Annotated in this window: 10 protein-coding genes; 2 read left to right on the forward strand and 8 right to left on the reverse strand. The window is 64.4% G+C overall.

Translation table 11 applies throughout. The annotated features are described in order from the left end of the window. Positions 1 to 62: 62 nt before the first annotated feature. From secA to ACHIRB_RS28595, 8 genes are all read right to left on the reverse strand, one after another. Positions 63 to 2,948 carry a preprotein translocase subunit SecA gene (secA, locus tag ACHIRB_RS28560; RefSeq protein WP_395125911.1) on the reverse strand — a complete coding sequence of 962 codons (2,886 nt, stop codon included), beginning with the start codon at positions 2,946 to 2,948 and terminating at the stop codon, positions 63 to 65. 236 nt (positions 2,949 to 3,184) lie between these two features. Then, positions 3,185 to 3,856: a ribosome hibernation-promoting factor, HPF/YfiA family gene (hpf, locus tag ACHIRB_RS28565; RefSeq protein ID WP_395117050.1), complete on the reverse strand. Its 672-nt coding sequence runs from the start codon at positions 3,854 to 3,856 to the stop codon at positions 3,185 to 3,187. Between the two features lie 193 nt (positions 3,857 to 4,049). Continuing rightward, complete coding sequence (locus ACHIRB_RS28570) at positions 4,050 to 4,703, reverse strand: ComF family protein (protein WP_395117048.1); 654 nt, start codon at positions 4,701 to 4,703, stop codon at positions 4,050 to 4,052. Between the two features lie 107 nt (positions 4,704 to 4,810). Beyond that, complete coding sequence (gene lpqB / locus ACHIRB_RS28575) at positions 4,811 to 6,583, reverse strand: MtrAB system accessory lipoprotein LpqB (protein WP_395125914.1); 1,773 nt, start codon at positions 6,581 to 6,583, stop codon at positions 4,811 to 4,813. A 56-nt stretch (positions 6,584 to 6,639) separates the two neighbouring features. Then, the gene (gene mtrB / locus ACHIRB_RS28580; protein ID WP_199703095.1) at positions 6,640 to 8,343 is read right to left on the reverse strand and encodes an MtrAB system histidine kinase MtrB; all 1,704 of its coding nucleotides are present in this window, start codon (positions 8,341 to 8,343) and stop codon (positions 6,640 to 6,642) included. Between the two features lie 14 nt (positions 8,344 to 8,357). Beyond that, complete coding sequence (gene mtrA, locus ACHIRB_RS28585) at positions 8,358 to 9,035, reverse strand: MtrAB system response regulator MtrA (RefSeq protein WP_199703096.1); 678 nt, start codon at positions 9,033 to 9,035, stop codon at positions 8,358 to 8,360. Positions 9,036 to 9,039: 4 nt separating this feature from the next. Next, positions 9,040 to 9,699 (reverse strand): dTMP kinase, encoded by a 660-nt coding sequence (locus ACHIRB_RS28590; RefSeq protein ID WP_395117145.1) that lies wholly within the window; start codon positions 9,697 to 9,699, stop codon positions 9,040 to 9,042. 46 nt (positions 9,700 to 9,745) lie between these two features. Continuing rightward, positions 9,746 to 10,360, reverse strand: a complete 615-nt coding sequence (locus ACHIRB_RS28595) for an Rv0361 family membrane protein (protein WP_395117045.1) — start codon at positions 10,358 to 10,360, stop codon at positions 9,746 to 9,748. 159 nt (positions 10,361 to 10,519) lie between these two features. Between ACHIRB_RS28595 and ACHIRB_RS28600 the strand changes: the two genes are divergently transcribed. Further along, complete coding sequence (locus tag ACHIRB_RS28600; protein ID WP_395125910.1) at positions 10,520 to 11,185, forward strand: Rv0361 family membrane protein; 666 nt, start codon at positions 10,520 to 10,522, stop codon at positions 11,183 to 11,185. Positions 11,186 to 11,262: 77 nt separating this feature from the next. Next, positions 11,263 to 12,846, forward strand: a complete 1,584-nt coding sequence (locus ACHIRB_RS28605; protein WP_395117041.1) for a serine/threonine-protein kinase — start codon at positions 11,263 to 11,265, stop codon at positions 12,844 to 12,846. Positions 12,847 to 12,853 lie beyond the last annotated feature (7 nt).

Raw genomic sequence — 12,853 nt, forward strand, 5'->3', positions numbered from 1 at the left:
CCCCATTTTCACCCCAGCAGCGCGTCCGGAGGGCACCTTTAACTCACGAGCGGCGTAGCCGCCTACCTCCGACGCTTGGACTTCGGGGCCCGCGTCGGCGCCTTACCCTGCTGACGCGCTGCCTCACGACGCTCGCGACGCGACTTGCCGTCCGCCGTCTCCTCGGCCTGGGGCGACGACTTGCGGACCGACGCGCTGCCGTCCTCCGCCGGACCCGAGTACGTCAGGCCCTTCGGCTCGGCTTCGTTCAAGCCCTTGGCACGCAACGCGCTCGGCGCGGCGACCTTCTTTTCCGCAACCTTGTTCTGAGCCGCGGCTTCTTCGGTCGGCAGCGGCTTGCGCAGCGTCGGCGCTGCCGCCTTGGTTGCGGCTGCAGCACCGGCACCGACCGGCGACCGCAGACCCGGCTGCACAGCGGGCTGCTCGACAGGCGTCGCCTCGACCTGGAGGTTGAACAGGAACCCGACAGATTCCTCCTTCAGCCCGTCCAGCATCGCGATGAACATGTCGTAACCCTCGCGCTGATATTCGACGAGCGGATCGCGCTGTGCCATGGCACGCAGACCGATGCCCTCCTTGAGGTAGTCCATCTCGTAGAGGTGTTCGCGCCACTTCCGGTCGAGTACCGACATCAGTACCTGACGCTCCAGATTGCGCATCCCGCCCTCGCCGGCGATCGCGTCGATCTCCTTCTCGCGCTTGGCGTATGCGTCGTGCGCATCCTTCAGCAGGGTCGCGCGCAGATCGTCGCGAGTGAGCTCGCCTGCCTCGCCGACCTCGGTCTCACCGGTCAGGTCCTCGTGCTTGAGACCGATCGGGTACAGCGTCTTGAGAGCGGTCCACAGCTGGTCGAGATCCCAGTCCTCGACGTAACCCTCGGCGGTCGCGCCGTCGACGTAGGCGGTGACCACGTCGGTGATCATGCCTTCGACCTGGCCTTCCATGTCCTCACCCTCGAGGATCTGCCTGCGCTCGGCGTAGATGACCTTGCGCTGCTGGTTCATCACCTCGTCGTACTTGAGGACGTTCTTGCGGATCTCGAAGTTCTGCTGCTCGACCTGCGTCTGCGCACTCTTGATCGCCTTCGACACCATCTTGGCTTCGATCGGCACATCGTCGGGCAGGTTGAGGCGCGTCATGACCGACTCGAGCGCAGCACCGTTGAATCGACGCATCAATTCGTCGCCGAGCGAGAGGTAGAACCGCGACTCACCGGGGTCGCCCTGGCGGCCCGAACGTCCACGAAGCTGATCGTCGATGCGACGCGACTCGTGCCGCTCGGTGCCGAGCACGTACAGACCGCCGGCGTCGCGCACCTTCTTCGCGTCGGAGGCAACCTCGCCCTTGAGCGTCTCGAGGGTCGGCTCCCATGCGGCCTGGTACTCGTCGGCGGTCTCGATCGGATCGAGACCCTGCTTACGCAATGCCAGGTCGGCGAGGATGTCCGGGTTGCCGCCGAGCACGACGTCGGTACCACGACCAGCCATGTTGGTGGCGACGGTGACCGCTTTGGCGCGACCCGCCTCGGCGATGATCGTCGCCTCCTGCTCGTGGAACTTGGCGTTGAGCACGTTGTGGGCGATGCCACGCTTGGTCAGCTGCTTCGACAGGTACTCCGACCGCTCGACGCTCGTCGTGCCGATGAGGACCGGCTGACCCTTCTCGTGCTTCTCCTGGATGTCGTCGACGACGGCGTCGAACTTGGCTTCTTCGGTCTTGTAGATCAGGTCCGACTGATCGACGCGGACCATCGGCTTGTTCGTCGGGATCGGAACGACGCCGAGACCGTAGATCTCGTGCAGTTCCGACGCCTCGGTCTGAGCGGTACCCGTCATACCCGACAACTTGTCGTAGAGCCTGAAGTAGTTCTGCAGCGTGATCGTGGCGAGCGTCTGGTTCTCGGCCTTGATCTCGACCTTTTCCTTGGCCTCGATCGCCTGGTGCAGACCCTCGTTGTAGCGCCGACCGACCAGGATGCGACCGGTGAACTCGTCGACGATGATCACCTCGCCGTCGCGAACGATGTAGTCCTTGTCGCGCTGGTAGAGCTCTTTGACCTTGATCGAGTTGTTGAGGTAGCTGACCAGCGGCGAGTTCGCCGCCTCGTAGAGATTGTCGATGCCGAGCTGATCCTCGACGAACTCGACGCCTGCCTCGTGCACACCGATCGTGCGCTTCTTGATGTCGACCTCGTAGTGCACATCGCGCTTGAGCAGCGGTGCGATTCGTGCGAACTCGCCGTACCACTTCGACGACGCATCAGCAGGGCCCGAGATGATCAGCGGGGTGCGGGCTTCGTCGATGAGGATCGAGTCGACCTCGTCGACGATCGCGAAGTTGTGGCCGCGCTGGACGAGGTCCTCCAGCGAGTGCGTCATGTTGTCACGCAGGTAGTCGAAGCCGAACTCGTTGTTCGTTCCGTAGGTGATGTCCGACTGGTAGGCGGTACGTCGCTCCGACGGCGACATGCCGCCGAGGATGACGCCGACCTCGAGCCCGAGGTAGCGATGAACACGGCCCATCCACTCGGAGTCGCGCTTGGCGAGGTAGTCGTTGACGGTGACCACGTGCACGCCGTCGCCGCCGATCGCGTTCAGGTAGGCAGGGAGCACACAGGTCAGCGTCTTGCCTTCACCGGTCTTCATCTCGGCGACGTTGCCGATGTGCAGCGCAGCGCCGCCCATCACCTGGACGTCGAAGTGTCTCTGCGAGAGCACCCTGCTCGACGCTTCGCGGGCGACGGCGAACGCTTCGAGCAGCAACTCGTCGAGAGTTTCGCCGTTCGCTTGCCGCTTGCGGAACTCGCCGGTCTTGGCGCGCAGTTCGTCGTCGGTGAGCTTCTCCACGTCGGGCGCCAGATTGGACACCTCGTTGGCAAGGTGCCCCAACCGCTTGACCATGCGGCCTTCACCGAGCCGGAGCAACTTCGAGAATGTCAGTGTCGGCACGATCTGTTTCGTCCTCAATCTTCGGCGGCAAGTATCGGCTCCCGAACATGGGAGCAGAGCGGGCGCGAGTTTTCGGCCCCCTGTGCCGTCCATGGTATGCGCTCGTCGAACCCACCGAGTAGGCCTGGCCCCTTCCCAGCGCCGGCAAACCCCCGACACGTTCGAAGGACCAGTCCCAATTGTCGGGACTGGTCCTTCGTTCGATGCACTGAAAGTACAGCGGTCAGGGACGGGGGTTACGCGAGCCTGATCAGTCCGTAGTCGAAGGCATGTCGGCGGTAGACGACCGAGGGCCTGTCCGTCGCGTTGTCGTGGAAAAGGAAGAAATCGTGTCCGACGAGTTCCATCTCGTAGAGGGCGTCGTCGACGGACATCGGCGCCGCGGAGTGCACCTTGGTGCGGACTATGCGGCCAGGAGTGTTGTCAGGTAGGTCGGGCGCTTCGAATTCCGCGCTCGGCGACTCGATGGTCTTGGATATCTCGTCGACCTCGACGAGTGCGGCAGTAGCCTGTGCGACCGATACGGGAGTCTTGTCGCCGTAGTGGACCTTCCTTCGATCCTTGGTTCGGCGCAGACGATTTTCGAGCTTCGCGGTGACAGATTCGAGCGCGGCATAGAAGCTGTCGGCGCATGCTTCTGCGCGTACGACAGGACCTTTGCCTCGTGCTGTGATTTCGACGCGCTGGCAGTTCTTGCGTTGGCGGCGATTACGTTCGTGGAAGAGTTCGACGTCGAAAAGGTAGATCGACGGATCGAATCGTTCGAGCCGAGAAAGCTTCTCGGAGACATAGATTCGAAAATGCTCGGGTACTTCTACATTGCGGCCCTTGACCACGATGTCTGCATGTTTTTCGGCTGGTTGAGTGGTGTCTTCTTCGAAAACCGAGGATTGTGAAGCGGTCGTCACGCGTACCTCCCGAATATGGCCGCGCCAGAAGGCTGGTCACGGCGAACTAGACGTGCCGAGAGGGGAACCGCTCGGCACCAGGATCCGAGGCACCACCTCCCACCTGTGTCTTCGGGTGTGTTCGCGACGGTAGTACGTCTCTCTGCGCTGTGCCAGTGTTCACGCACAATTCGCTTGTCGGCGCGGCGCGGCGTTACGCAGCTGCAACCACAACCACTGCGGTGATCTCGATTCCGGCACGTGCCAGCGAACGCACGGACTCACTCGCGGTCGATCCTGTGGTGATCACGTCGTCGACAAGCACCACGTTCGCCGCTGCGTCCACTGCGCGGTCGGTCCGCACTCGAACCCGTCCGGCAAGGTTGCGCTGCCTCAGATCCGCTGTCAGACCGACGGAATCGCGTACCCGGCCACGTAGCGACAGCAATGGTGCGACCGCAACTCCTCGGCCGCGTCGAGCAGCGGCCGCCGCCATGGCCGTCACCGGATCGCCGCCACGAACGCGAGCCGCACGCGCTCTCGTCGGCGCCGGGATCAACACCGTCGGCGCCAACTCCGGCGGGTCGAGTTCGCCGGCGTCGCGCAACCAGCCGAGCGTGTGAGCGAGAGCCGCACCGAGCGGCTCGGCGAGGTCGCGCCGACCGCGTTCCTTCGCTGCGATAACGGCGAGCCTGCGCGGACCCGAATAGGTACCGATCGCCCAGCACGGCACGCCGGGGTCGATCCGCGGCCGCAACGGGGTCGGCGGAACGGACAGTGCCTCCCGACATTGCGTACACCACTTCGACCCGGGCGCGGCGCAGCCACCGCATTCGAGCGGAAGAATCAGATCGAGCAGGGTTCGCATGGGCGGGAGTGTGCCCGCGGGGTCCGACACAGGAAGGCGGCTCCGCCGCTCGTGAGTCTTTTCGGCGGGCCCGACCACCGAAAGGACTCACGAGGCGCGAAGCGCCCTCAGCCAGGCAGAACAGGAATCGCCTTGATTCCCGAGAGCCCAGGAACCTCACGCCAATAACGCTCCGCAGGTGGGTCCGTGTTGTTCAACTGGAACACCGATCGCGAATCGGCCACGTATTCGGTGGTCGGCGTCGCATCCACCGCGACGACGGGTGCGGTCAGGTTCCGGTTCGGCAACATCTCCAACCGCGCACCGTCGACGGTGACGAGGACCACCGGCACATCAGACGACGCCCGCGCGATGACGACGTTCTCGCCACTGCTCCAATCCAGCGACGTCGCCGTGCTACCTGCGCCGATCGGAACCAGACGCGGACTCGTCAACGAATAGTTCCCGTTCGGCAATGCGACGACAACCGCGAAGTACACCTTGCCGTCGATGATCATCGCCGCACGAACGCCGTCTCGCGACAATCGAAGTTCGGAGATCCGACCGAGCGCGGTCACCGCATCGGCCTCGACATCGACGACCGAAACCTGACTCGTCTGCCGATCGCGGACGGCCCGTGTCACTCGCACACCATCGACGACCGCCCAGGCCGAACCGTCCCGCGGCGCCCACGACGGCCGGGTGATCGTGCCACCTTCGGCAACGGGGAAGGCTCCGCCGTCGTAGGTGCCGACCATCAGAGCGTTCGTGGGTTCGGGTGCGGGTCTGCCGGTATCGACAACCGCGGCGACGAGGGTCCCGTCGTTGGACAGCGCGATGGAACGCACGTTGCGCACCGAACCGAAATAGCCGGGAGTCGCCGTGACGCCTGCGTCTCGGACGGCAACGAGCGATCCGTCCCGCAATGCGTGCAACCCGACGTCGGACCCCGACTTCGACAGCGGGTTCAGGTCTGCCACGTCGGCGGTGGTCCACCCGTTCGCGTACCGATCGTCGAGCGGTTTGCCATCGGCGAGCAACACATACGGACCCGATATCTCCGCATTCGCGAGCGACCAGATCACCTGCGACGCAAGGAGAACCCGATTCGTCGAATCCAACTCCGAGACGCCCTGCAGGTCGATTCGAACCCCGCCGGGACCGACGCCGACCGAACTGGTCCGGCCGTCGGCCTTCGTGATCTGCCCGATCAGCGACACGTTCTCACCGAGTTGGGTGCGCACGGCTGGAACCAATGCGGGCTTCGGCCCGCCGAGCAGCAGACCGATCAACTGCGCGGCGACCTGATCCTGGCGACTCGGAATCCAGCGCAGGTCGGGCACGGTCGTCGTGCCACTCGGATCGAGGAAGTACAGCGCGACATTTTTGTAGGACTTGAAGAAGAGCGGTCGATCCAGCATCACCCCGTCGGGGATGTCCGCGATTCGCCATTCACCGTCGACCCGGTCGAAGCGGACCTTGAATTCGAACGAGCCTTCCTGCGCCTCGTAGTTGCCGCCCGACTGCAACTCACCGACCCGGTTGGTCCGAACGGTGTAGTTGGCGACGTCGTCGTCGCGGGATTCGATCAGGAAGTCGACCTTGTCGACGATCACCGTCGATGCTGCGTCGTCCCAGGTCCGCGCTCGTTCGCCGGTCAGGTACTGCCTAGCGGTTGCGTGCCGGTCGGTCGGATCGGTGCTCGCTTCGAAAAACTTGCGCAACAGCAGACTCGGTTCCGCACCGGGTGCAGGTGGTGGCGCCGTCTGTTCCGCAGGCTCCTGACCGATCGATCCGATCGCCTCCGGCGTCGACGTGTCGGGCAGGCTTGCGCAGCCGGACACGACGAAGACGAGGGTGAGCAGTACCGCGGCCAGGCAGGCCGATCGTGACGTCGACATCATCGGAAACCTGAACGCGACCTTTCCTGTGGACGTTGCTGCGAGTCCGCGTTCGATCACGTGTCGCTCATGGTCGACGGACCGGCCTTCGGGAGGTCGGGAACGGAGACAAGCGATGGCACCGAACTGCCACTCTGACCTTCGATTCCCCTGCCTTGCAAGTGCTTTCGCGTTCCCGGTCGGAGCGGGAGCGGACTGCCCGTCACCTTGCGCCCACGCACGAGTGGGACAGTGAGACGGAAGCAGGAGCCGAGGCCGGGTTCGCCCCACGCTTCGAGTTTGCCGTCGTGCAGATGTGCGTCTTCGACGCTGATCGCAAGACCGAGCCCGGTTCCACCGGACCGCCGAACCCGCGAGGGATCCGACCGCCAGAACCGGTTGAAGACGAGCTTCTCCTCACCGGCACGCAATCCGATGCCCTGATCGCGGACGATGATCGCCGCGGCATCATCGTTGGCGCGCAACCGCACGAGCACCGGGCGACCCTCGCCGTGATCGATCGCGTTGGCGAGCAGATTTCGCAGGATTCGTTCGACACGGCGCGGATCGACCTCGGCGATCACCGGCTCCTCCGGCATGTCGAGGATAAGTTCGGTCGACGACTCGCGAGCCAGATGCCGGACCGTCGACACCGCGGCTCGTGCACACATCCGCAGATCGAGCGCCTCACCCGACAACTCGGCGACGCCGGCATCGTGGCGGCTGATCTCGAGCAGGTCGTTGAGCAGCGCTTCGAACCGGTCCAGCTCGGTGACGAGCAGCTCGGAGGACCGCCGCAACGCCGGATCCAGTTCGTCGCTGCCGTCGTGAATCAGGTCCGCTGCCATACGGACCGTGGTCAGCGGGGTTCGCAGTTCGTGACTGACGTCGGAGGTGAACCGTTTCTGCAGATTTCCGAACTCTTCGAGCTGCGTGATCTGCTTCGACAGGCTCTCGGCCATCTCGTTGAACGACATGGCAAGTCGAGCCATATCGTCCTCACCCCGCACCGGCATTCGTTCCTTGAGCCTGCCGTCGGCGAATCTGACGGCGATACGGGACGCCGACCGGATCGGCAGGACGACCTGCCGGGCGACGAGCATCGATATCGCGCCGAGCAGCACGAGTAGAACGGCGCCGCCGATGAGCAACGTGCCACGCATCAGTTGCAGGCTGCGGTCCTCACTCGCGAGCGGGAACACGAGGTACAGCTCGAGTGTCGAGATGTCGGATGCTGTCGGACTGCCGACGATCAACGCGGGGCCACGGTAGCCGTCGGGATCGGAGACAGTCGAGAATTGGTAACTGACCTGGCCCTGCTGCACGAAACGGCGCAAGGTGCCCGGAATCTGATCGTCGGGGCCGATAGCGGTCTGCGGTCGTGCGCCGTCGCCGGGCACGATGAGGACCGAGTCGAAAGTGCCTGCGGCACCGGCAGCTTGACCCGCGTCGTTCTCGCGGCTCGTCAGCGCCGAACTCGCGTCGTCGAGCCGGCTGCGCAGGGTATTGCCCTCGTCGGCGCCGGCGAGCTGAGCCTGAACGGTGTTGCGCGCACGATCCATTTCCTCGATCGCGGCAGTGATCTTCGCTTCGAGCAGACGATCTGTGATCTGACTGGTGAGCACGACACCGAGAATGGTGATGACGATCAGCGACAAGGTCAGTGTCGAGACGACGACCCGCAGCTGCAGGGAACGCCGCCAGGCGTGTCCGAGCGAATTGCTCAGACGTTGAAACCAACGCAGCAGCGGAGCGAGTGTTCTGTCGATCCGCCGCTGCATTCTGGAAAGACTGATCACGGCGGTCCGGCCTTGTAGCCGACCCCCCTGACAGTCAACACAACTTCGGGCACCTCGGGATCCTTTTCGACCTTGGCGCGCAGGCGCTGAACGTGGACATTGACGAGCCGGGTATCGGCAGCGTGCCGGTAACCCCACACCTGTTCCAGCAACACCTCACGAGTGAACACCTGTCGCGGCTTCCGCGCCAAAGCAACGAGCAGATCGAATTCCAGCGGCGTCAGCGAGATCAACTGATCGCCGCGGCTGACCTTGTGCGCAGGCACGTCGATCACGATGTCGGCGATGCTGAGCAGTTCGGCCGGTTCTTCCTCGGTGCGACGCAGCCGCGCGCGGACGCGAGCGACCAGCTCCTTCGGCTTGAAGGGCTTCATGATGTAGTCGTCCGCACCCGATTCCAACCCGAGCACCACGTCGACCGTGTCGGTCTTGGCCGTGAGCATCACGATCGGCACACCGGAATCGGCGCGCAGAACGCGGCACACATCGATGCCGTTCATACCGGGAAGCATCAGGTCGAGCAGGACCAGATCGGGTCTCGTTTCGCGAACCGCGGCAAGGGCTTGCGTACCGTCCCCGACGACGAAGGGCTCGAAACCCTCACCGCGTAGGACGATCGTCAGCATTTCCGCGAGAGCCGTATCGTCGTCGACAACCAGAATCCGTGGCTTCATTTCTCTATGGTGTCACTTCCACCTGGTCACTCGGCTTATTGACCAGCTGGGCGGCGAGTTGAGTCGTATCGACGTCACCTTCGACGACACGCCACGGCGACACCCAGTTGGCAGCGGCGAGTGCGGAGTAGACGTCGGCAGTCCGCTGCTGCAGGCCGCCGTCGAGTTCGTAGGAGTCGCGCCGCCGAGTCGCGTCGAGCTGTTCGCGGCTCTTCGCCCGTGCCGCCGCCACGGCGACGGGAATGTTCAGCAGTAGCTGGACGTCGGGAACAGGTATCGCGAACCGTTCGAATTCGAGCGCCTTGACCCACGCCACCACCTTGCCCTGCGCTGACTCGTGCAAACGAGCGGCACTGTACGCGGCGTTCGACGCGGCGTATCGGTCGAGCAGCACGATGTCGGTGCGGTTGATCAGTCGGCGTAGATCCCGCGCGGCATCGTGGCGATCCAGGGCGAACATCGCGGCCATGCCGTACACGCTGCTCGCGAGATCCCCGTGCTCGCCCTGCAGCGCTTCGGCCGCGAGGTCGGCGTGCATCGACTCTCCGTACCGCGGAAAACCCATGGAGAGGACTTCGAGTCCCGAGTCCGTCCAGGCATCGCAGAGCCCACGCGCCAAAGTGTGTTTACCAGCACCGTCGACGCCCTCGATCGTGATCAGCATGGGCACGTGTCGAATCGTATAGGTTGCGCGATCCGCGACCGGGCGATCAGCCGCAGAACTTCCACTTGCCGCCTTCCTTCTTCAGCGAAAAGTTCTGTTCCTCTTCGTCGCCCTTCACGGTTGCCATCACATCGGCGGTCGCGTCGTTGCCGTCGATCTCGATATTGGTGACGCCGGTGACCTGCACGTCGGGGTCCGGTTCGCTCGACCGCGTCGATTCTTCGAGCTCGTCCTCGATCTCGCGTTTGAGGTCGCGGCACAGTTTGTTCAACTCGGCGTCGCGTGGCGCCTCCAGCACTGCTGTGAGGACTTCCTCGATCTGCTCCTCGTCGCTCTTGGCGCTCGTGGTCGTCGTGCCGCCACCGCCCTCGCTGTCGTCACCGCCGGTGAAGATCACCAGGGCGGCAACAATTGCGCCGATCAGCACGACTGCGGCAAGAATTCCGCCGACGACGAGGCCGGTGCGTTTCCGTGGCGGCGGTGCAGCGCCCTGCCCGAAATACGCCTGACCCGGGCCCTGCGGCCCCGGTTGCCCGCCCCACTGCTGCCCTGGCACCTGGCCGAACTGTCCAGGCCCGCTCGGTCCGTACGGTCCGGGCCCGAACTGTCCCGGACCTTGGTTGTACGGCCCCTGACCTGGGCCGTTTGGTGGATACGTCACAACTCCCCCGGAGGTCGATACGTCTGTTCGCGAGACGATACGCGATCGACGGACAACTGGACTGCTGCACTGGTCGCGACCCGAGCCTGCTGCGCGAAACGGCCGGGCAGTTGTCATACTGCTGACCAAGAAAAGCTCTCTCGAATGTAAAGGACACCTGTGACCTACCCACCGAACGGCCCGGGCGATGGACAGCCGTACAACCAGCCGGGCAATCCACAGCAACAGTGGGGTCAGCAGCCGGGTCCGCAGGCGTGGGGGCAACCGCAGCCGGGCCCGCAAGCGTGGGGGCAACCGCAACCGGGTCCCCAAGCGTGGGGTCAGCAGCCGGGATACGGCCAGCAGGGCTTTCCACCACCTGCCCGCAAGAGCAAGACCGGCCTGATCGTCGGCCTGATCGTCGCCGCCGTGCTCGTCATCGGCACCGTCATCGGCATCGTGCTCCTCACCGGCGACGACAGCGACAGCTCGGCCACCGGCGACACGACCGGAAGCGACGAAGAACAGATCGAGTCGGCGATCAAGACCTTCTACAGCACGTGGGAGAGCAAGGGTTACAACGCTGCCGTGAAACTCGCCTGCACGGCGGCACGCAACGACCCGGAGAAAGAAGTCGACGCCGACACCGAAAAGCAATTGGACACTGCGGAATTCGACATCCAGAAGGTCGAGAACATTCGGATCGACGGAGATCTCGCGACCGCCGACGTAACCGGAACCGTCACCTTCGACGGTCAGAGCGACGCCGGCCTCGACGACATGACAGAGGAGTACCTCGCCAAAGAGGGCGGCAAGTGGAAGGTCTGCGACGACCCGAACAAGTGATGTCGGCCGGAGCTGTTAACACATCGAATCTGCTCACGGAATGCTGAAAGTACGAGCAGAATGCGACATGGAGGTGGATGGTGGCCCTCGAGCCGGGATCGACGTTTGCCGGTTACCGGATCGAACGGCGCCTTGGCACAGGCGGAATGGGCGCGGTCTATCTGGCCAAGCACCCGCGGCTACCACGGCGGGACGCACTCAAGATCCTCGACGCCGGGCTCGGGGCAGACAAGAGCTTCCGCGCCCGGTTCGAGCGTGAAGCCGAACTGACCTCGCGGCTCGATCACCAGAACATCGTCTCGATTCACGACCGCGGGCTCGAAGGCGATCGGCTGTGGATCTCCATGCAGTTCGTGGACGGCGTCGATGCCTCGCAACTGATCGAACAGGGTCCGTCGGCGTTGCCTTTCGCCAGGTCGGTTCACATCGCAGCCGAGGCGGCGAAGGGGCTCGACTTCGCCCACCGCAACGGCCTGCTGCACCGCGACGTCAAACCTGCGAACCTGCTGATTTCGACCGACGAGGACACCGACAAGGTGTTCGTGACCGATTTCGGTATCGCGCGGTCCCTCGACGACACGACGGCGTTGACCTCGACCGGTTCATTTCTCGCGACGATCGCCTACGCAGCACCCGAACTGATCGAGGGCAGGTCGATCGATCATCGGATCGACGTCTATGCGCTCGGCTGCACGTTGTTCGAAATGCTCACCGGCTCTGTGCCTTTCGTTCGCGCGAATCCGGTCGCGATGATGCACGCGCACGTCACGGCGCCTGCTCCCCATCCGTCCGAGTACAACCGAGCCATGCCGCCGGCGTTCGACGCCGTGATTGCTCGGGCGATGGCGAAGGACCCCGCCGACCGTTTCCAGTCGTGTCGCGAACTGGGTGCTGCGGCCGCGGCAGCGTTGTCCGGCAGAACCGCGCCGACCGTGATCCGGCAGGTCCCGTCCGATTCGAATTCGCAGCACCGCATCTCGACCCCGCCGCCGACGCCACCACCCACCGCGGTTGCGCCGCAGCGGCGCCCCAACTCCGCGCCGACGTATGTGCAACCGCAGCAACCACTCTCGTCGCCACACCATTCGGTGCCCCACAATGTCCCGCCCCACAATGTCCCGCCCCACAATGTCCCGCCGCGACCGTTCGTCGGACCGCCGGGTCCGACCGGGCCGAACGGCCCGAGTCGGCCGGCGCAGGGACGTGGCAACGGCCGCATCATCGCGGCGGTGGTTGCCGTCCTCGCTCTACTTGTCGGCGTCGGGATCGTCGGTGCCGTCATCGCGAACGACAACGATTCCGGCGGCGGAACGCCGACAACCGAGGCCGCGACGGACGCCGAGCAGATCGAGGCCTCGATCCGCGCCGCCTACCAAAAAGTCGACGACGACGGATTCGCTGCGTCGATCACGTCGTTCTGCACCGACGCACGCACGCGCTACCAAGAGCAGATCGACAACGGCGACTTCGTCGACGAACCCGACGCCGACACCTACGAGATCACCGTCGACGGCATCGAGAACATCGAGATCGACGGACCCACGGCGACAGCGGATGTCACCACCACGATCTCAGGTCTCGGCGCCGACGACGGTACGTCGACCGACGTCGAGAACCTGACAAGGGAGAACGGCAGATGGAAGGTCTGCCCCGTCAACTAGTAGCGGT

It is taken from the genome of Antrihabitans spumae (genome assembly GCF_043944905.1).
GTDB lineage: Bacteria > Actinomycetota > Actinomycetes > Mycobacteriales > Mycobacteriaceae > Antrihabitans > Antrihabitans spumae.

What these genes read in the sequence shown, in the direction of transcription:
- ACHIRB_RS28570 (WP_395117048.1), bottom strand. Translation starts at nt 4,703, where the DNA reads ATGCGAACCCTGCTCGATCTGATTCTTCCGCTCGAATGCGGTGGCTGC.
- lpqB (WP_395125914.1), bottom strand. Translation starts at nt 6,583, where the DNA reads ATGTCGACGTCACGATCGGCCTGCCTGGCCGCGGTACTGCTCACCCTC.
- mtrB (WP_199703095.1), bottom strand. Translation starts at nt 8,343, where the DNA reads ATGCAGCGGCGGATCGACAGAACACTCGCTCCGCTGCTGCGTTGGTTT.
- mtrA (WP_199703096.1), bottom strand. Translation starts at nt 9,035, where the DNA reads ATGAAGCCACGGATTCTGGTTGTCGACGACGATACGGCTCTCGCGGAA.
- ACHIRB_RS28590 (WP_395117145.1), bottom strand. Translation starts at nt 9,699, where the DNA reads ATGCTGATCACGATCGAGGGCGTCGACGGTGCTGGTAAACACACTTTG.
- ACHIRB_RS28605 (WP_395117041.1), top strand. Translation starts at nt 11,263, where the DNA reads ATGGTGGCCCTCGAGCCGGGATCGACGTTTGCCGGTTACCGGATCGAA.